General features: G+C 65.7%; 18 protein-coding genes and 1 tRNA gene. 14 read left to right on the plus strand and 5 right to left on the minus strand.

Going from position 1 to position 18,306, the window contains the following annotated elements; translation table 11 throughout:
- Position 1: 1 nt before the first annotated feature.
- From IEY58_RS10020 to IEY58_RS10055, 8 genes are all read left to right on the plus strand, one after another.
- On the plus strand, positions 2–934 hold the full coding sequence (locus IEY58_RS10020; RefSeq protein WP_189045139.1) for a type II secretion system F family protein: 933 nt from the start codon (positions 2–4) through the stop codon (positions 932–934).
- Positions 935–941: 7 nt separating this feature from the next.
- Entirely contained in the window at positions 942–1,820 is an 879-nt protein-coding gene (locus IEY58_RS10025; protein WP_189045140.1) for a type II secretion system F family protein, read from the plus strand.
- A complete protein-coding gene (locus tag IEY58_RS10030; protein ID WP_189045142.1) occupies positions 1,817–3,124 on the plus strand; it encodes a LytR C-terminal domain-containing protein in 1,308 nt (435 codons plus the stop codon). Before IEY58_RS10025 ends, IEY58_RS10030 begins: the two co-directional genes overlap by 4 nt.
- A gap of 82 nt (positions 3,125–3,206) precedes the next feature.
- Complete coding sequence (locus IEY58_RS10035) at positions 3,207–4,085, plus strand: tetratricopeptide repeat protein (RefSeq protein WP_189045144.1); 879 nt, start codon at positions 3,207–3,209, stop codon at positions 4,083–4,085.
- Positions 4,086–4,087: 2 nt separating this feature from the next.
- On the plus strand, positions 4,088–4,588 hold the full coding sequence (locus tag IEY58_RS10040; RefSeq protein ID WP_229743638.1) for an A24 family peptidase: 501 nt from the start codon (positions 4,088–4,090) through the stop codon (positions 4,586–4,588).
- Between the two features lie 12 nt (positions 4,589–4,600).
- Positions 4,601–5,248 (plus strand): methyltransferase family protein, encoded by a 648-nt coding sequence (locus IEY58_RS10045; RefSeq protein ID WP_189045148.1) that lies wholly within the window; start codon positions 4,601–4,603, stop codon positions 5,246–5,248.
- Between the two features lie 69 nt (positions 5,249–5,317).
- Positions 5,318–6,187, plus strand: coding sequence for a sterol desaturase family protein (locus tag IEY58_RS10050; protein WP_189045150.1), 870 nt, complete (start codon positions 5,318–5,320; stop codon positions 6,185–6,187).
- Positions 6,188–6,200: 13 nt separating this feature from the next.
- A complete protein-coding gene (locus IEY58_RS10055; RefSeq protein ID WP_189045152.1) occupies positions 6,201–6,986 on the plus strand; it encodes a sterol desaturase family protein in 786 nt (261 codons plus the stop codon).
- Between the two features lie 29 nt (positions 6,987–7,015).
- On the opposite strand, the gene IEY58_RS10060 is transcribed toward IEY58_RS10055, so the two are convergent.
- Positions 7,016–8,485 carry a sensor histidine kinase gene (locus IEY58_RS10060; protein WP_189045154.1) on the minus strand — a complete coding sequence of 490 codons (1,470 nt, stop codon included), beginning with the start codon at positions 8,483–8,485 and terminating at the stop codon, positions 7,016–7,018.
- A gap of 475 nt (positions 8,486–8,960) precedes the next feature.
- Between IEY58_RS10060 and IEY58_RS10065 the strand changes: the two genes are divergently transcribed.
- Positions 8,961–9,890, plus strand: coding sequence for a glycoside hydrolase family 26 protein (locus tag IEY58_RS10065; protein WP_189045156.1), 930 nt, complete (start codon positions 8,961–8,963; stop codon positions 9,888–9,890).
- Between the two features lie 56 nt (positions 9,891–9,946).
- On the opposite strand, the gene IEY58_RS10070 is transcribed toward IEY58_RS10065, so the two are convergent.
- Positions 9,947–10,414 carry a winged helix-turn-helix transcriptional regulator gene (locus IEY58_RS10070; RefSeq protein ID WP_189045158.1) on the minus strand — a complete coding sequence of 156 codons (468 nt, stop codon included), beginning with the start codon at positions 10,412–10,414 and terminating at the stop codon, positions 9,947–9,949.
- Between the two features lie 155 nt (positions 10,415–10,569).
- On the opposite strand from IEY58_RS10070, the gene IEY58_RS10075 reads away from it, so the two are divergent.
- The 3 genes from IEY58_RS10075 to IEY58_RS10085 all read left to right on the plus strand — a co-directional run bounded on the left by IEY58_RS10075 (position 10,570) and on the right by IEY58_RS10085 (position 14,049).
- Positions 10,570–11,490: an alpha/beta fold hydrolase gene (locus tag IEY58_RS10075; protein WP_189045160.1), complete on the plus strand. Its 921-nt coding sequence runs from the start codon at positions 10,570–10,572 to the stop codon at positions 11,488–11,490.
- Positions 11,491–11,563: 73 nt separating this feature from the next.
- Positions 11,564–12,877 carry an MFS transporter gene (locus IEY58_RS10080; protein WP_189045162.1) on the plus strand — a complete coding sequence of 438 codons (1,314 nt, stop codon included), beginning with the start codon at positions 11,564–11,566 and terminating at the stop codon, positions 12,875–12,877.
- A 221-nt stretch (positions 12,878–13,098) separates the two neighbouring features.
- On the plus strand, positions 13,099–14,049 hold the full coding sequence (locus tag IEY58_RS10085; protein WP_189045164.1) for an EDSAP-1 family PEP-CTERM protein: 951 nt from the start codon (positions 13,099–13,101) through the stop codon (positions 14,047–14,049).
- A 120-nt stretch (positions 14,050–14,169) separates the two neighbouring features.
- On the opposite strand, the gene IEY58_RS10090 is transcribed toward IEY58_RS10085, so the two are convergent.
- From IEY58_RS10090 to greB, 3 genes are all read right to left on the minus strand, one after another.
- On the minus strand, positions 14,170–15,063 hold the full coding sequence (locus tag IEY58_RS10090) for a DUF1186 domain-containing protein (protein WP_189045166.1): 894 nt from the start codon (positions 15,061–15,063) through the stop codon (positions 14,170–14,172).
- Positions 15,064–15,252: 189 nt separating this feature from the next.
- Positions 15,253–15,342 (minus strand) — tRNA-Ser (locus IEY58_RS10095).
- An 82-nt stretch (positions 15,343–15,424) separates the two neighbouring features.
- Positions 15,425–15,991, minus strand: coding sequence for a transcription elongation factor GreB (greB, locus tag IEY58_RS10100; RefSeq protein WP_189045168.1), 567 nt, complete (start codon positions 15,989–15,991; stop codon positions 15,425–15,427).
- A 158-nt stretch (positions 15,992–16,149) separates the two neighbouring features.
- Here greB and IEY58_RS10105 point away from each other — a divergent pair, with 158 nt between their 5' ends.
- Both IEY58_RS10105 and IEY58_RS10110 read left to right on the plus strand, forming a co-directional pair.
- Positions 16,150–17,202, plus strand: a complete 1,053-nt coding sequence (locus tag IEY58_RS10105; protein WP_189045170.1) for a lytic murein transglycosylase — start codon at positions 16,150–16,152, stop codon at positions 17,200–17,202.
- A gap of 49 nt (positions 17,203–17,251) precedes the next feature.
- A complete protein-coding gene (locus IEY58_RS10110) occupies positions 17,252–18,214 on the plus strand; it encodes a septal ring lytic transglycosylase RlpA family protein (RefSeq protein WP_229743625.1) in 963 nt (320 codons plus the stop codon).
- The last annotated feature ends 92 nt before the right edge of the window (positions 18,215–18,306 follow it).

The following is an 18,306-nucleotide window of genomic DNA, read 5'->3' on the forward strand; positions in this document are numbered from 1 at the left end:
CATGAGCTCGCTCATCCTCTATGTCGTCCTGGTCGGCGCCATCTTCGCCCTGATCCAGGGCTGGTTCGTGTTTACCGAGGACATGCGCGAAGAGGCGAAGGTTGCGGCGAACCAGCTGCGGCTGAGGCGCCCAACGCTCGCCGACGGCGTCTCGCCCTGGCTGCGTGAAATCCTGCTGACGGCACCGATCCGCGGCTTCGACAACCTGGTGCAGACCTGCGGCCTGACAGTACGCACGGAGCGGGTTCTGCTCACCATGACGCTGCTCACAGTCCTGGTGGTCGTCGTGGCGGATCTGCTGACCTTCAATCCGCTCGCCAGCGTCAGCGCCGGGGCGGGCCTCGGCATCCTGCTGCCGCTGTTCCTGCTCACCCGGCTCCGGGCGCGCCGGATGAAGAAGCTGACGCGGCAGCTGCCCGAGACGCTCGATACGATGGTGCGCTCGCTCAGGGCCGGCCATCCGATCCCGCCGTCGATCGCCATGATCGCCCGGGAAATGCCGGCGCCGATCGGCGGCGAGTTCAAGCGGGTTTACGACGCCATGTCGTATGGCCTCGACCTGCGCGACGCGCTCACCAAGATGACGGAGCGCCTGCACACGGTCGAGGAGCTGAAATACATCGTCTCGGCGATCCGGATTCAGTCCCAGACTGGCGGCAATCTCGCCGAAATCCTGGCGTCCTTGGCGACGCTCATGCGGGACCAGCAAAAACTCAAGATGAAGGTGAAGGCGATTTCCGCCGAAGGCCGGATGTCCGGCAATATCCTTGCGGCCCTACCGGTCGGCGTCGTGTTCCTTCTGAATATTATGAATCCTGAATACTACAGAGGGATTATGGACGACCCGATTCCGGCCTGCATCTTGGGGTTTGCCGTATTTTTGGTGGTCGTCGGCTACGTGATGATCCGGCGGGTCGTCAATATTCGGGTGTGAGGGCGCCATGTTCAACCTGTCGTACATTCTGATGTTCCCGGCAGCTGCGGCGTTTGTCTTCGGCATCGCCACACTGTTCGAGAAAAGGCCGGTCGTGGCGACGATTCGCCTCGGCAAGCCGTCCAGCGGTCTTCTGGCCTATTTCGGACGCCGCTTTCAGGCGAGCGAAAAGGAGCGGCTGACCAACCGCGTGTGGCTGCTTCAGGCTGGATTTGAGGGGCCGGAGACGGTGCAGGATTACACGACGATCCGGATGCTGCTGATGGTGGCGCTGCCGCTCGTCACTTCGGCGGTCCTGCCGTTCGTCAAGCCCGACATCACGCTCAGCAACACGGTCATGTTTGCGTTGTTCGCCGCCGCTCTCGGGCTCATTGCCCCGCTGATGTACGTCAGCAGCCGGCGGGCCCGCAATCAGCAGGCGGTGCGCGAAGGCCTGCCGGATGCGCTCGATCTGCTGCTCGTCTGCGCCGAGGCCGGCCTCGGCCTCGACACCGCCATCCTCAAGGTCGGCGAGGAGCTGGCCACGATGCACCCGGTCATCTCGAAATATCTCTTGCACATCAGCAGCGAGCTGCGTGCCGGACGCCCCCGGGCCGAAGCCTTCCGCAGCTTCGGCGACCGCACCGGCATCCAGGAGACGACGTCCATGGTCAACCTGCTGGTGCAGTCCGATCAGCTCGGCACCAGCATGGCGGCGACGCTCCGGGCCTTCGCCGACGACATGCGGGCGCACCGGCTGCTCAGGGCGGAGGAGCTCGGCCAGAAGGTTGCCGTCAAGCTCACCATCATCCTGGCCACCTGCCTGCTGCCGGCGCTGATGATCGCGATCCTGACGCCGGTCGGAAACAAGATTCTGCACACCTCCTTCAAGGCGCTCCTGCAATGAGATACGCCCCGCTCGCCACGACCCTGCTCGTTGCCGCGTGCGGCGGCACGATGATGCCCGAAGTGCGCCCGCTGCCGATGCCGGCATCCACCGAGCTCACGCCCTTCGCCGAGGCCTACCAGGCTGGCAAGGACCACCTGAGGGCGGATCGCGCCGGCCTCGCCATCGTGATGTTCGAGAAGGCGCTCGCCATCGACCCGACGTCGGTCGCCGCACTCAACGCAATCGGTGCCGCCTATGACGAGCTGCATCGGCCGGATGTCGCGAAGACCTATTACACGAAGGCGCTGGCCCTCGAGCCGAACGGCGCCGACACGCTCAACAACATGGCGATTTCGGCGGCGCTGGCGGGCGACGCCGCCGCGTCGCGCGAGCTGCTCGCCCAGGCGGCATCGATCGATCCGGCCAATCCGACTATCCGCGGCAACATCCAGGTCGCCGACAGCAAGCCACCGGAAGCACCTGAGCCGCCGGTCGACGAGGATGCCAATCGGCCGCGGCTCGACCGCACGGGACTGCAGGAACTGACACTGCGCCTCCCGGCCGGCGCGTTTGCGCCGAGGGATGGCGGCGTGCCGATGGAAATCGGCTACGCGAATCGCGATCCGCTGGCACCGATAGATACGATGTCCATTACGGCCGCGGCGCTCACCGATCGGCACCCTGTCACGATCGAACGCTTCGCCGCCGACGACAAGCGGCTCGCCCCGTCCGCCAATGGCACGCCGACCCTTGCCGCCGTTCAGCTCGCGGCCCTGCGCGGTGGGCAGATCAGTCTCGCGGGCCTGGTGCCGTACGACCCGACGCCGCGCACGCCCGTCATGAGCGAGGCGCTGGCGCCGCCCCAAGGCGCCCGAGCGGAGAACGGGCACGCGCGGGTCATCGCCGCGGCCGTCACGCTACCGGCCCCGGCAACGGTGCCGAGCCCGGTCGATGCCGCTCGCCCGACCGCCGATGTCGCAAAACCGGCGCCCTTGGCGACGCCGGCGCCGGCGCATTGCGCGCTAGAGGTTTCGAACGGCGCCGGCCGGGACGGGATGGCGCGGCGCGTGCGGGACTTCCTGACTGCGCACGAGATCGCCGCCGGCCGGCTGACCAACGCCACGAGCTTCGATCACGCCGAGACGACGCTGTTCCATCGTCCCGACGCTGAGGCGACGGCACGCCAGTTGGCCGGGCTCCTGCCGAATGCTGTCGTGCTTCGCGCCGACCCGGACTTGGGCTGCGCCGTCCGGCTCGAACTTGGCCGCGATCTGCTGCCGTTCGACGGCCAGCTCTCGAAGCCGAATCATGACGCCCAGTAACGCGCCCCACAGTAACGCAACCCAAAGTAACACACCCCGAGGCCGGGCATGGCCTGAACGACTAACCTCAAGAGGCTCAAGCATGTTTCTGCGCCAGCTCGGAGCGGCTACGCTGCTCCTCCTCGTCGCCGCCTGCGGCACCATGCCCGGTGGCGACGGCGTCGCCCGCGGGCCTGTGACCTCGGCCCCGCCCGTGGCCTCGATCCCCTCGCTTCTCGCCGCCGCCGATGCGGCGCGGCAGGACGGGCGCTTCGAGGAGGCGATGCCGATCTATCAGCAGATCCTGCTCTCCGACCCGAAGTCCTTGGCGGCCAAATATGGCATGGCCGAGTGCCTGCTGGGCTCGGACAAGGCCGGTGACGCCCGGGCCATTTACGAGGAACTGGCCCAGAATGCCGAGTTCCACGCCCGCGCCCTGCAGGGCGAAGGCCTGGTCGGTCTGACGCTCAGCCAGCGGGAGCAAGCGGCCAAGGCGCTCCGCGCCGCGACCGAAGCCGATCCGTCACTGTGGCGGAGCTGGAACGGTCTGGGCCTGCTCGCCGACTTGAAGCGCCAGCCGCAGGAAGCGCAGGAAGCCTATTCTCACGCACTCGCCGCCAATCCGGACTCCGCGGTCCTGCACAACAATCTCGGCTATTCGCGGCTGCTTGCCGGCAAGCCCGACGAGGCGATGGTCGAGCTGCGCAAGGCCTATGGCATCGATCCGGACAGCGAAACCATCCAGAACAACGTCCGCCTGGTCCTCGCCGCCAAGGGCAACTACGCGGCCGCGGTCAAGGACGTGCCGCGCCACGAGCTGCCGGCGGTGCTGAACAATGTCGGCTATGTCGCCATGCAGCGCGGTGATCTCTCCGCGGCGGAGACCTATCTCGCCCGCGCCATGGAGGACAGCCCGAACTACAACACCATCGCCTCCCAGAACATCGAGCAGCTGAAGGCAAAGAAGGGCGAGGGGCAGTGACCATGGTTGCGGTGCTGCTCATCGCGATCATCGCGGCCCTGCTGCTGATCGCAAGCTGGACGGACCTCACGACCTACCGCATCCCGAACAGGATCCCGCTCGCCATCTTCCTGCTGTTTCCCGTGTTCGCGCTGGCGAGCGGCCTCTCCCTTTCGGACGTCCTGTGGCACGGCGCGGCCTTCGGCATCACCTTTGCGGCCGGCTTCGTCCTGTTCGCCTTCAACAAGGTCGGTGGCGGCGACGTGAAGCTGTTTGCCGCGACGGCTCTCTGGGCCGGCTGGGGCACGCCGCTCATCGAGCTCACGACGATGACGGCGATCCTGGGTGGCCTGCTGTCGCTCGCCATCCTGCTCTGCCGCTGGACGCCGATCGGTGTTGCGGTCGGCGGCCTGTTTCAGGCTTGCGGCGTGAAGCTCGCCCTGTTCGATCCGACCCAGCAGATGGCGCCCTATGCCCTCGCCATCACCGGCGCGTTCTTCACCCTGCTGTTCATGCCGTTCTAACGGAGGCGTCCCATGTCTGATCGGCTGGTTCGAGGGGTGGTCGCTGCCTGGTTCCTGCTGCTTGCGACCGTCGTGGCATTGGGCATCGGAAGCGCGCTTACTGGCGACCGACCGATGACCGAGCTCGACTATGCGAGGATCGCCTCGAAGGTCGCGGTCATCTCCTTCCTTGCGATGATGGGCTATCTGACGATCGTGCGCGCGAGCCCGCTTGCCCAGGCGAAAGGCTGGCAGCCACGGATCTCCGCGTTCGTCGGCACCAACCTCATCTTCATCGGGATGCTGTTCCTGTCGCCCCGGACCGATCTCGGCATCGGGGCGCATATCGCGTCAACCTGCTTGATCCTGACCGGCAACGCGCTCTGCGTCTATGTCCTGTCCCATCTCGGCCGCTCGTTCAGCATCATGGCCGAGGCGAGGAAGCTGATCTCGAACGGCCCCTACCGGGTCGTCCGGCACCCGCTCTATTTCGCGGAGCAGGTCGCGATCATCGGCGTCTTCATTCAATACGCCTCGGTCATGGCGGCCGTTCTGATCGCCATACATTTCTCCTTTCAGTTGAGGCGGATGTTCAACGAGGAGCGGCTGCTGCGCGCGACCTTCCCGGAATATGCCGCGTACATGTCGCACACGGCCCGGCTGATCCCAGCGATCTGGTGAACCATCATGACGTTCGACATGGAAACGATCCGGATCGCCGTCGCAACCATCAGCCTGGCTCTGGCGCTCGTGCTGATCGCTCGCCGGCTGGAGAAGAGCTTTCCGATCGAGCCCAACCAGCCGCGAGCGGAGGTCTGGCTCGACTATAAGCTCGTCGCCGCCAGCGTGCTCATTCCCTATGTGCTGTCCTCGGCGACCGCGTTCTCGTCGAGCGCGATCCTCTCGGCCGCGGGCGGCGGGTTCTTCCACCTGCGCGCCGACGGTTGGTGGCTGGCACCTTCGCTCGTCGTCTACATCCTGGCGGCCGACCTCTACCGCTACTGGATGCACCGTCTCTCCCATATGATTCCCGCGCTGTGGCAGATCCATTCCTTTCACCACAGCGCCGAGGCGGTGACCTTCGTGACCGGTGCCCGCCATCATTGGCTGGATCGCGTCCTCAACGACGCGTTCTTTCCGTTCTTCCCGATTGTCTTTCAGACGCCGCCCGAGATCGTACTCATCGGCAATTTCATCTACTTCCTGCCGGACGGCTGCGCCCATCTCAACGTGAAGTTTTCTTTGGGACGCTTTGTCATGTGGATCAACAGCCCGCAATACCACCGGATCCACCATTCGACGCAGCCCGAGCATTTCAACAAGAACTTCGCGCCGCTGCTGCCGCTGTGGGACATCGTGTTCGGCACCGCGTGGCGGCCGGCAAAGGACGAGTTCCCGTCGACGGGTCTCGCCGGCGGCGAGAAGCCCAGAACGGTGTGGGAAGGCGTCGTCTGGCCGTTCCGCATCCTGTTTCGATCGAAGACATCCGAGCGCCAAAGCGCTTTTCGTTCGGTGGATTGGGCCACCTCGAACGCGCTCGTTTGCGTCACCGCGCGGGATGGTGCCGCGGCGGGTGCCGACGCCGGCGAACCATCCGCCAGACGCGGCAACGGCCCCTGAGCGGAGCGCGAGCATGAGCGCGCTGCTGGAAGCTCTGCCAGGTCTCGCCATGATTGGCCTGATGTGCGTCGTCGCGGTGGCGATCGAATGCGGCGGCAATGTCGACCGGCAACGCCACTGCCGGGCTGCCGCGTTCAACCTGGCCTATTACTTCACGACGACCGCGGCGCTGGCGCCGGTGATGAGCATCGCGGCTTCCGGCGTCGCCGTGTCGCTGAATTCGATCGGCGGCGGCCTCGTCGCACTGCCGGCCGGCGGATGGTGGTTTCCGGCCAACGTGCTGGCCATCCTGCTCGTCACCGACTTCCTCGAATATTCCTACCACTATGCCCAGCACAAGGTGCCGCTGCTCTGGCGGATGCATTCGCTCCATCACAGCGAAGAGCAGATCAATGCCACGACGACGACGCGGCAATTCTGGTTCGATCAGATCATACGCGCGATGGTCATTCTGCCGATCGTCGGCCTGGCTATCCGGACCGACGCATCGGTCGTCGTCGTGGCGCGGATGCTCGTCGTCGCCAACGGTATTCATGTCCACATGAGCCTGCAGCGGGGGTGGGGGCGCCTGTGGTGGCTCCTCAACTCGCCCCAATATCACCGCTGCCATCATTCGTTCCTGCCGCAGCACATCGACCGGAACCTGGCCCCGATGTTCCCGATCTGGGATATTCTGTTCGGCACCGCCTATCGGGCGGCGGCGGACGAATATCCGCCGACCGGCTTGCAGCCGAGCGTCCGCCCGTCGCTGCTGGGCGCCGTGCTCTGGCCGCTGCGCGCCGGCGCAAGCGGGCGGTGATCGAAGCAACTCAAAGCGGGTAGGGCGCCTCACGCACCGGAACGACCGTTCTCGCGTGCGGCCAGCCGTTGCGGCCGCGCGCCCGATGCATCGATCGCGCCGAAATTCTTCCGCCCGTTCGCCAGGCGGATCGTGAAGCAGGAGCCGCGGTGCAGCTCGGAGCGCACGGAAACGGTGCAGCCCAGGATCTGCGACGTCCGCCGAACGATGCTGAGTCCCAACCCGACGCCGCCGCCGGCGCCCGGCTCGAGCTGCCGATAGTCGTCGAAGATCCTCGGGATGGAGCACGCGGCGATGCCGCAGCCGGTGTCGTAGACCTGGAGATCCGCGCCGTTGTGCCGTCGGCGGACGCCGACCAGCACGCCGCCGCTGTTCGTGTATTTGATCGCGTTGCCGATCAGGTTCCTGAGGATCGTGGCCAGCATCGCGGGATCCGTCTCGACGAAGACCGACGAGGCGACGCAGCGAAGGCGGAGTTGCTTGCCGGTCGCGAGCGGTTCCAGCTGGTCGCAGATCTCGGCGATCAGCGAGCCGAGTGCCACCATCTGGCGGTCCGGCACGATCGTGCCGGAGGTGAGGCGGGCGGCTTCGCTGAATTGCGAGAACGCGCGATCGAGAAACGTCACGGCGGCTTGCGCGCGTCGCCCGTTCTTGGCGCCGGCCTCGCCGGCCTGCCGTTCCAGCTGCTCGACCGCCATGGCGATGACCTGCAGCGGCTGGCGCAGGTCGTGCCCCGCCGTCGCGAGAAAGCTTGCCTTCGCCTGCTCAGCACGGTCGAGCTGCTCCTTGGCCTCGACGATCGCGCGCCGGGCCTCTTCGAGTTCCGTCGAATGGAGGTCGGCAATCTCGCGGAGCTGCTGGATTTCCGCGGTCGCGCGGCGGCGGCGCGCCAACTCGCGCCGGATGATCGCGAAGGCCGACGCGGCAGACGCGATGCCCAGCACGACGGCGATCAGCGCGCAACCGATGGCACCGCTCTCCGACAGTTCCGCCTGCCGCTGATCGTCGGCGAGGCGCTGATTTTCGAGCGCAAGCAACTCGTCCGATTGCTGTCGCACGATATCGATCGGGGCGTGGCCGCTGCTGTCGCGGAGCAGGGCCAGTGCGGCGGTCGGGTCGACCGTGCGGGCGAGCCGCGTCGCGCCGGCCAACGCGTCGAGCTCACCGCGCGTTGCCTGGACGAGCAAAGTCGCGCGCCCGCGCAGGTCCCCGGCAACCATCCCGTCCAGCCGGCCGGCATCATCGCGCACCTGTGCGGCGACATCCGGCCGGAAATTCTGCAGATCCCCGGTCAGAAGGAATTCCCGCTCGGCCGTTTCCAGGTCGGTCGTGTTCGACTGGATGCGATGCAGCGCCGCGATCGCTTGTTCGGCGCGCCCGGCGGCCTGGCTCGCGCGCAAACCGTCGTGGGAATAGCGCGCGCCGAGGGCGCAGGTGGCGATCAGCGTCAGCAGCACGGCGCCATCCGCGTAGTCCCTCGCGCGGAAACTCCGCGGCAAGGGGCTTCGCAGCCTATGCAGTAAATCGGCTGGCTTCATTTCGTTGGCAGCCCACGTAACAGGCGATGGTGTCGAAAATTTTCAATAAATACGCGGCTTAATTATATAGTCTAAAAGCTATTTTTGCGCGATCAAGAATATGCAGTCGCCACGAAATTTTTTTCTCGAATATTTTGAGACGATCCTGGAAGTCCAGGACAGATTGTGGCGTGAGCCACAATAAGTAGTTTAGTTGAGAAAAACGCAGCCAGAATCCATTGCTGGTTGATCAAGGGAATACGTAGGTATGCGCGCAAATTGGATAAAAATTTAAGCAAATCAATGATGTCATCGGCGTTCGCGACCAAGACTTTGCTGCGAACTTAGGAAATGCAACTGCGCGATGAAGTCCCATAAAAGCCCCTAGGCAGGGGTGCAAAAACGCCTCATTTCCCTGGCCCGGCACGACGGGTGCCGCGCAGGGGGAGATAGAATAGTGCGTAAGTTATTCTTGGCGGCGGCCGCAGCGGTCTCTTTTCCATGGAGTATCTGCAGCGCCCAAGCGGCGGAAACGGGGCTCTATGCCGGGCCGGGCTGCTACGGCCTGACCCATCTCTCCAGATTTGACGCCTGGCTTGGCGAACCGGTCCATCATGTGACGGAGAATCTAGACCAGAGCAGCTGGTCCAACCTCGTCAGCGATGCCGAATGGTCGATCGGCTGCTATGCCAAAGTGCGCAGCACGACGAGCTTCACCTTCTCGATCCCAATGCTGACGGAGGACGGCGCCTCGACCTTGGCGAAGGGGGCGGCAGGGGAGTACGACCAGTATTTCACCCAGATCGCCAAGATTCTGGTAGCCCACGATCTTTCGACCTCGATCATCCGCATCGGCTGGGAATTCAACGGCAATTGGCAGCCCTGGTCGTCCCATAAGGACAACGTGCATTTCATGAGCTACTACCGGCGGATCGTGTCGCTGATGCGCGCCGTCCCTGGTGCCCGCTTCCAGTTCGAATGGTGCCCGAACGTCGGCACGGGCTCGCTCGCCCCGGACCAGAGCTATCCGGGCGACGACTTCGTCGACATTGTCGGCATGGACGTCTACGACGGCCACTATTCGGCGATCGATGCGGCGGCCGACAGCCGCTGGAACTACTTCGTCACGCGCGATTATGGCCTGCAATGGCAGGTCGATTTCGCGAACGCCCACGGCAAGCGGTTCTCGCTGCCGGAATGGGCCTGCTGCGGCGCCAGCACCGGCGACGATCCCTACTTCATCAACCAGATGGCCCGGTGGCTCCGCAACAACGGCTATCTCTACGCCGACTATTGGGACAGCAACACGGTCTACCGGGGCGAACTCTCGAACGGCCAATATCCTATGGCGGCCGCGGCCTATCTCGCCGACTTCGGCGCCCGGTAGAGATAAGCCTTTGTCGTCGCCCGCCCGGAAACCGGATGGGCGACGTACTGCTCCCTTTAGCGCGTGCGGTCGCTCTCGCTCGGCGGCGACCGCACGATGGCATCCTCCGGGCCGAGCACGCGCCCGTCTTGCGCGCGAAGCTCCAGCCGTCGCACCGGCAGGCCCGCTTTCTTGTCCACGAGCAGCACATGCGCCTCCTCGGGCTCGAAGAAGAAATCTTCGCCCCATTGCCGGAGTGCGACCAGCAGCGGGAACAGTCCGCGCCCCTTCGCGGTCAGCACATATTCCTGATAGGGACTGCCGTCGGAAGCGGGGACCATGTCCATGATGCCGTGCGCCACGAGATTGCGCAGGCGGGCCGCGAGAATGTTCTTCGCCAGCCCCAGGCTCTTCTGAAACTCCCCGAACCGGCTGAGACCGTCGAACGCATCGCGGACGATGAGCAGGGTCCACCAGTCGCCGATCGCGTCCAGCGGCCGTGCGACGCCGCAGAGCGAATCCTTGTGGCTTATTCTCTTGGCCATCGCGCTCGGCCTTCCTGTCCTCGTCCTGGGGCGCTGATCTCTGACTCTCGATATAATGGTTGCAATCTGAAACCTCAAGCGATACAGCAGATGTGGTTTTAAATTAAAACCTCGTCACCGGAACCTTCGTGCAGATCAACCCGTCGAGGCCTTCCATGATCCGATCCGACGCCACGTTTGCGGGCACCTTTGCCTTTGCGCCGCATTTTACCGACGCCCCCGGTTTCAGGATGCACTATGCCGACGAAGGGCCACGCGGCGGCGAGGTCGTGCTGTGCCTGCACGGCGAGCCGACCTGGGGCTATCTGTTTCGGCACCTGATCCCGGCCTTGCGCGAAACGCACCGAGTGGTCGTGCCGGATCACATGGGCTTCGGCAAAAGCGCCGCACCGCCGGACCGCAGCTATTGGCTGCAGGATCACATCGACAACCTGGAGCGGTTCGTTCTGGCGCTCGATCTTCGCGACATTTCCCTCGTCATGCATGATTTCGGCGGTCCCGTCGGCATGGGGTTCGCGGCCCGGCATCCGGACCGCATCCGCCGCGTGATCTCGACCAACGGGCCGACGCCGTTCGGGCAAGCGGATCTGCTCGATCGCTTGATGGCGAATGCCCGCGTCTCGCCGTGGTTTCAATGGATCGCCGAGGCGACGGAGGACGGCAGCCTCGAACCGGTGCTGGGGCACCTGGGCTTCAACATCCTGAGCACGTTGAAGCTCAACGGCTTCGAGAACAACGCGCTCATCACCGAGACATGGCTCGACGCTTATGGCACACCTTTCCGGCGCCCGGCCGACTGCCTGGGGGCGATCGGCTGGGCCAAGGGCTTTGCGGCCGGAGCGCATCGGTTCGAGACGCCGGGTCCTGCGGCCGACCGCGCGATCCGCAGCAAGCCCGCCCTGGCCATCTGGGGGGAGGCGGACCGCACGCTCCAGGCGGAGCACTTCCTGCCGCTCTTCAGCGCGCTTTTCCCGACCGCGCCCGTCAAACGTCTCCCGGGCGTCGGGCATTACTGCCTCGAGGATGCGCCGGAGACAGTTGCAACTTTGGTTTCGGAATTCATCCGGCAGACCTGAGGCAGCAGTCGCCCCGTGCCGGGTTCATGGCGTCAAATGCAGTTGCATCTTAAAACTCATTGAGGATGATTCCATGCAGTTTGAGGGCGAGGCCGTCGCAGGCGGCACTGCACCAGCACGCGCTGACGCTGAGCGGCGTCAGACAGTGGTGGGAGAGGCCGGGGTGGGGGAGGCCAGGGTGGAGGAGGCCAGGGCAGTCCCGCTGTCTCGCGGAACGGCGCTGCTGTTCGCCGTCGCCTGCGGCCTTGCCGTCGCCAATGTCTATTATGCCCAACCGCTGCTCGACACCATCGCGGTTGAATTCGGCATCAGCCGCGCAACGGTCGGCCTCGTCATCACCGTCACGCAAGTGGGGTATGGGTTGGGGCTGCTCCTGCTGGTTCCGCTCGGCGATCTCCTGAACCGGCGACGTCTGATCGTCGGCCTGTCGCTTTTCTCCGTCCTGGCGCTTCTCACGGTCGCCTTGGCGCCGACCGGTACGGTCCTGCTTGCCGGAATGGGCGCCGTCGGTCTGCTGGCCGTCGTCACCCAGATCCTCGTGGCCTATGCGGCGGCGCTGGCACACCCCTGCGAACGCGGCAGCGTGGTCGGTACCGTGACCAGCGGCATCATCATCGGCATTCTGCTCGCCCGCACCATCTCCGGCACCTTGTCGGACCTGTTCGGCTGGCGCTCGGTCTATCTGGCCTCTGCCGGCGCGACGCTCGTCGTCGCAGTCGTGCTGACCAAGGTGCTGCCGCGACGGGAAGCGCGCCGGCCATCCATGCCCTATGCGCGGCTTATCGGATCAGTGTTCACGCTGCTGGTCGAAGAGCCGGTGCTGCGCACCCGCGCCATCCTAGCGCTGTTGATCTTCAGCGCCATCACGGTTCTGTGGACCCCCATGGTGCTGCCGCTGAGCGCGCCGCCTTTCTCGCTCTCCCACACCGAGGTCGGCCTGTTCGGCCTCGCGGGCGCCATGGGCGCCGCCGGTGCGGCCAGTGCCGGCCGGCTCGCCGATCGCGGGCAGGCACAGCGGGCGACAGGTGTCGCGCTCGCGATCATGCTTGCCTCCTGGCTGCCGATCGCGCTGCTGGGCCGTTCGCTGTGGGGCCATTCGCTGTGGGGCCTGATCATCGGTGTCGTAACGATCGATTTCGGGCTGCAGTCAACGCATGTCGCAAACCAAAGCCTGATCTATCGCGTGCGGCCCGAGGCCCGCAGCCGGCTCACGGCCGGCTACATGATCTTCTACTCCATTGGCTGCGCCACGGGGTCGATCGGGTCGACCCTCGTCTATGCGCACGGCGGCTGGACCGGCGTGTGCGCGCTGGGGGCGGCGATCAGCGCCGTCGCCGTCGTTTTCTGGGCGCTCACCCGCCGTCCGACGCCGAGCCCGGCGGCCTGAGGTTCTTCTGGCTGAAGTGTCGAGGGGTTTTACAGTCGTCGCCGGGCGCCCGTCACCGATCTGCAACCTTGTCGCGCCAAATCAAGCAGATACGCTTGTTGGCACAGCAAGTGCTTACAGATCGAAGTGTGGGGGATATCACCGAGCTCAGTCCTGCGCAGCACCCCGATGACGGGCGCAGGCACTCTCGAAACTCGGTGGGTCGGACAGGAGCACTTTTAATGAAGCGCACATTTGCAGGCGCCGCCTTTTGTGCGGCGATGATCGGCTTGACGGTCACCGGCCAGGCCAAGGCAGACGCGATCGGCTTTGCATCGCTCGACTTCAGCGCAGCGTTCTTCAGCGCGCCCGGATCGTCGACGCCGGCCGACCTCTCGCACGTCACCTTCAACAGCGTGTCGGATGTGCTGACCAATGCGGCCAGCCTCGACGCATCGAGCGGCTCCGACAGCGCGAACCGCACCGGCCTTGGGCAAAACAGCGTCGATCCTGCCCTGGTCTCTTACGGCAGCTATAGCGGCGGCCAGAACAATTTCGGCTTTACGGCGGCCAACACCACCTTCTCGCGCTCGGACAGCCTGCTGACCGGCAATCTCCGCGACGGCAACATCAACGCGAACGTGGTCGCCGAGACCCAGGTGCAGAACGGCCATGCCGGCACGGCGAACACGTCCAGCACCAGCGCCAGCAACGACAATTTCACGGCGAACTCCAATCTCACGCTGGTGCTCAACGTCGCGGGCACGGTCGCGACCTACACGAAGCTCTACAATGCGACCGGCACAAGCCAGTCGGCCCATGCCTCGACCCAGTTCGAAGTGAAACTCGTGGATACGTCGAGCAGCACGACAGTCCTGGACTTCGCGCCGACCGCGCTCAATACCAGCCTCACCGCCTCGGCGACGCCTGAGCAGAGCGGTTCGAGCACGCCGACCGCATTCGCGCTCACCTCCAGCGTCTTCACGCTGATCGCGCACGACCATTACACGCTGACGATCAGCCAGACGGTCTCGTCGGATGCGACCGCCCCCGCCACCGCGAACAACCCCACCGCGGGCGATCCCACCACGACCGTCCCCGAACCCGGGACGATCGCGCTCCTGGGCGCCGGGCTCGCCTGCCTGGGCTTCCTGAGCTTCCGCCGCCGGCAGACCGAGGGCGCCGGCGCCTGAGGCGCCGGTCGGCATCAAGGCAGCGGGTGGCTGCTGGGGCGAGCGATGCGCCCCAGCAGCCCTGCTCGACTCGTCCTAGTGCTCGATCCAGCTTTGCCGCCCGGTGTCACGCCGCGCTTGTCAATTGGCCAGGCAACATTTCTTTGCCTTCTTGCCGCTTCCACAGGGACACGGATCGTTGCGTCCGACATGGCGCCAGGGATTTCTCATCGGCGTGCTCGGCTGCCGCAACCCGTCTGCCCAGAGCGGCTCTAGCGGCTGCTCTTCGATGGGGCTTTCCGCGCGGCGGGTCCAGTCCAGGCTTTCGATAACGTCGTCGATATAGCCGAGATTGGCCAGCTTGAATCTGCCGATATCGCCGGGCGCCCGCTCGGCATCGGCGAGATCTTTCTCGAAATCGCTGCGATCGAGGATTCCTTCGGGAACGCGGCCGTCTTGCCAGGCGCGCCGGACAAGCGGCGCCAGATTGCGCAGGCCGAGTAGGGCGATTGCTTCAAGCCAACCGACCCATGCGAGATCGCCGTCGGCAGCCCGCCGGCCTTCATAAAACTGCTCGAGAAAGCGTTCCATCCGAACGGGTTCGAAACGGCCGTCCCAAGCCAGAAAGGTCGCAGCGCCAAAGAGTGCTTCGCGGACGAACTCGTCGATCGAGCGATCGACGATCCCGTCGAACAGCGCGTCAGCATCGCCGTCGAACACACCCGCGACGATTTTCGGCATCGTTTCCGTGATGGCGTCGCCGAGCAGGTCCTCCACCTCATCGTGCGGCCGGCGCAACAGGCGCAACAAAGGCCGGCAGGCCTGGCTGTCGCGAGCCCCACCCAGGATATGCAGGCCTCGAAAGACCAGCAGCTTCTCATCCTCCGACAGGGTCTCGCCCTCGGCTGCCCTGACGAGGATGGCACGCAGCGCCGGAGCGCTCTCTTCGATTCTGACGGTGCAGAACGCAATGGCGGCATCCGGCAGTGCCCGCTCGGTCGCCATGGCATGGATGTAATGCTCGATCGGCGCCAAATCGGGGCGGTTCCATCGAGACTAAGGAGCGCCTCGAGTTCCTCCTTCTTCATGCTGCTCTCCTTCGCTCACGCCGCGTAACGGCACTGTATACGGTAACGGAGCCGCGAAGGCAGGGATGTGAGAAGGGACGTGATGGGTGTTGCACGCTGCTGCCGCGCAGCTTGTCGTACCACAGAATTGGCAGAATGGCGGATGGGGTGGGATTCGAACCCACGGTAGGCTTGCGCCTACGCCAGTTTTCAAGACTGGAGCCTTAAACCGCTCGGCCACCCATCCTCGTGCTCAGGAGAGCGGATAGCGGAGGATGGGGCAGGGGGTCAATGGCCCTGCAGCGCAACCCCGGCCATTCCGCGTCCGGCTACTCCGCGTCGGGCGGCAGGCGATATTCGATGTCGAGCACTTCTAGCCGCTCCGAACCGGCCGGCGTCCTGACTTCGACCAGGTCGCCGACCTTGGCCTTCATGAGCGCGCGGGCGACGGGTGAGATCCAGCTGATCTGCCCCCGTTCCATATCCGCCTCGTCGATGCCGACGAGCGTCACGGTCAGCTCCTCGTCGCGCGCGTTGGCATAGGTCACGGTCGCGCCGAAGAATACTTGCCTCAGGCCCTGCTGGCGCCGGGGGTCGACCACCTCGGCCACCTCGAGTCGCTTGGTGAGGAAGCGGAGCCGCCGGTCGATCTCGCGGAGCCGCTTCTTGCCGTAGAGATAGTCGCCATTCTCCGATCGGTCGCCGTTGCCGGCGGCCCAGGACACGACCTCGACGATCTTCGGGCGCTCGACCCGGGCCAAGTGCTCGCGCTCGTCGCGCAACCGCTTGAAGCCCACGGGTGTCATGTAGTTCTTGGTGCCCGGCGGCAAGGGGGCCGGTTCGTCCGGCAGTTCCTCGTCGTCGATCTCGGTTTCTTTGGTGAAGGCCTTGCTCATGGCGATTCCGGTGGAGTCATCCGGCCATGATAGCGCCGGCCGCCCAAGGCCCGCCATAATTCTGCAGCACAAGGACGACATGCGTGCCCGCCCGGGCGTCCATTGGCGGCGTTCATCGGCGGCGTCCATAGCCCGGCCAATGGTTGCCAGAGGGGTGGTTGCCAGAGGCCGGCCGGCTGTGGCACGACAAGCCGTCACCTTCGATCCAGGACCCGCTCTTGCCCGTCTCGCGCCGTCAGCTTCTCGTCCATCTCGCCGCCGCCGCGGCAACGCCGCTCCTGATCGATGGGATACGGCCGGCCTCGGCGGCGGACCAGGACTTTCCGACCTGGCTCGCGGCGTTCCGGCAGGAGGCGCTCGGCACCGGCATCCGCGCCGGCACGTTCGACGCCGCCTTCGCCGGTGTGGCACCGCTGCCCCACGTGCTGGAGCTGGATCAACGCCAGCCCGAAACCACGATCACGTTCGATACCTATATCTCGCGCGTCGTCTCGGATGCGCGTGTGCAGGCCGGCCGCCAGCATCTGGCCGACGACGGGCAGCTCCTGGACGAGATCGGTGCCCGGTACGGCGTGCAGCCGCGCTTCATCGTGGCGCTCTGGGCGATCGAGACGGATTTCGGCAAGGTCCAGGGCGACTACCCGATCGTGGCGGCGCTGGCGACGCTCGCCTATGACGGCCGGCGCGGCGCCTTCTTCCGCAAGGAACTGATCGCGGCGCTCAAGATCCTCGACCAGGGCCATATCCGGCCCGACGAGCTGCGCGGCTCCTGGGCCGGCGCCATGGGCCAGACCCAGTTCATGCCGTCGACGTTCCTGGCCTATGCCGTCGACTATGCCGGCACCGGCAAGCAGGACATCTGGCACGACAAGCGCGACGCGCTTGCCTCCATCGCCAATTATCTCTCGAGCCTCGGCTGGCAGTCCGACTATACCTGGGGCCGGCCGGTCCTGCTGCCGGGCGGGTTCGATTCGGCGCTCCTCGGCGGCCAGGTGCTGAAGCCGGTCGACCAGTGGCGGGCACTCGGCGTCAGGCGGACGGACGGCGGGCCGCTGCCGCAGGCGGCGATCGACGCCGGTCTGGTCCAGCCGGGCGGCCCGACCGGCCCGACCCTGATGGTCTATGGGAACTACCGGGCGATCATGAAATGGAACCGGTCGCTCTACTTCGCGACGGCCGTCTCTTACCTTGCCGACCGGATCGAGAATTGATAGGCTCGACCCACTAGATTTTCGCACCGAACTGCCCTGGGACCACTAGATGATGAGTCGGCGTCGGCCGTATTCCGTGGCCGCCTGTCTGGCGCTGAGCCTCATGCTGGCCGCCTGCGCGTCGCGGCCGTCCGGGGGCTCGTCCGCCGGCAGCACGGAGCGCAGCCAGGGCACCTTCAAGATCGGGCAGCCTTACCAAGTGAACGGCGTCTGGTATTACCCAAGCCAGGATCTCAATTACGACGAGACCGGCATCGCCTCCTGGTACGGGCCGGATTTCCACGAAAAATCGACGGCGAACGGCGAGCAGTTCGACCAGAACGCGCTCTCGGCGGCGCACAAGACGCTGCCGCTGCCGTCGATCGTCCAGGTCACCAATCTCGAGAACGGCCGCTCGATCGAGGTGCGGGTCAATGATCGCGGACCGTTCGTCGGCAACCGCATCATCGACATGTCGCGCCGGTCGGCCCAGCTCCTGGGCTTCGAAGGGCAGGGCACGGCCAAGGTCCGCGTCAAGGTGCTGGCGACCGAATCGATCCAGGCCCAGTCGATCGCGCGGATCAACGGTTCGGACCAGGCCCCGGTCGAAACGCCGCGCGCGGCGCCGAAGGAGACGGTCGTGGCCGAGGCGCTGCCGCCGGCCCCCGGCGTGCCTGTCGCCCCGGCGCCTCCGCCGCAGCAGCCGGTGGCCCCCCTGCCGGCTCCACCGCCCGCGACGCCTCAGCCGGCGGCGCTGCAGGAGCCGGAGCTGCCCAACCAGGTGCTGGTCTATCCGGTGAAGCCGACGCACATCTACGTCCAGGCCGGCGCTTACTCGCAGGGCGACAATGCGTCACGTATGAAGGCGAAGCTCGCCGGCCTCGGCCCGGTTTCGGTGACCGGCGCCAGGGTCAACGGCGTCGACGTCTATCGGGTCAGGCTCGGGCCGATCGGGTCCGTCGACGAGGCGGATCAGATGCTGGCGCGCGCCGTCAACGCAGGTGCGACGGAGGCGAAGATCGTCGTCGACTGATCGCGACGAATTCGTCGTCGACGGAACGGCTGCCAGCGCCTAGACATGCAGCGTCCAAACCTCACGTAGCCAGGCCTTCCGGCCCCAAGCAT

The sequence above is a fragment of the Aliidongia dinghuensis genome (assembly GCF_014643535.1).
Lineage (GTDB): Bacteria > Pseudomonadota > Alphaproteobacteria > ATCC43930 > CGMCC-115725 > Aliidongia > Aliidongia dinghuensis.

What these genes read in the sequence shown, in the direction of transcription:
- IEY58_RS10020 (WP_189045139.1), top strand. Translation starts at nt 2, where the DNA reads ATGAGCTCGCTCATCCTCTATGTCGTCCTGGTCGGCGCCATCTTCGCC.
- IEY58_RS10080 (WP_189045162.1), top strand. Translation starts at nt 11,564, where the DNA reads ATGCAGTTTGAGGGCGAGGCCGTCGCAGGCGGCACTGCACCAGCACGC.
- IEY58_RS10110 (WP_229743625.1), top strand. Translation starts at nt 17,252, where the DNA reads ATGATGAGTCGGCGTCGGCCGTATTCCGTGGCCGCCTGTCTGGCGCTG.
- IEY58_RS10025 (WP_189045140.1), top strand. Translation starts at nt 942, where the DNA reads ATGTTCAACCTGTCGTACATTCTGATGTTCCCGGCAGCTGCGGCGTTT.
- IEY58_RS10085 (WP_189045164.1), top strand. Translation starts at nt 13,099, where the DNA reads ATGAAGCGCACATTTGCAGGCGCCGCCTTTTGTGCGGCGATGATCGGC.
- IEY58_RS10035 (WP_189045144.1), top strand. Translation starts at nt 3,207, where the DNA reads ATGTTTCTGCGCCAGCTCGGAGCGGCTACGCTGCTCCTCCTCGTCGCC.
- IEY58_RS10030 (WP_189045142.1), top strand. Translation starts at nt 1,817, where the DNA reads ATGAGATACGCCCCGCTCGCCACGACCCTGCTCGTTGCCGCGTGCGGC.
- IEY58_RS10045 (WP_189045148.1), top strand. Translation starts at nt 4,601, where the DNA reads ATGTCTGATCGGCTGGTTCGAGGGGTGGTCGCTGCCTGGTTCCTGCTG.
- greB (WP_189045168.1), bottom strand. Translation starts at nt 15,991, where the DNA reads ATGAGCAAGGCCTTCACCAAAGAAACCGAGATCGACGACGAGGAACTG.
- IEY58_RS10070 (WP_189045158.1), bottom strand. Translation starts at nt 10,414, where the DNA reads ATGGCCAAGAGAATAAGCCACAAGGATTCGCTCTGCGGCGTCGCACGG.
- IEY58_RS10075 (WP_189045160.1), top strand. Translation starts at nt 10,570, where the DNA reads ATGATCCGATCCGACGCCACGTTTGCGGGCACCTTTGCCTTTGCGCCG.
- IEY58_RS10055 (WP_189045152.1), top strand. Translation starts at nt 6,201, where the DNA reads ATGAGCGCGCTGCTGGAAGCTCTGCCAGGTCTCGCCATGATTGGCCTG.
- IEY58_RS10040 (WP_229743638.1), top strand. Translation starts at nt 4,088, where the DNA reads ATGGTTGCGGTGCTGCTCATCGCGATCATCGCGGCCCTGCTGCTGATC.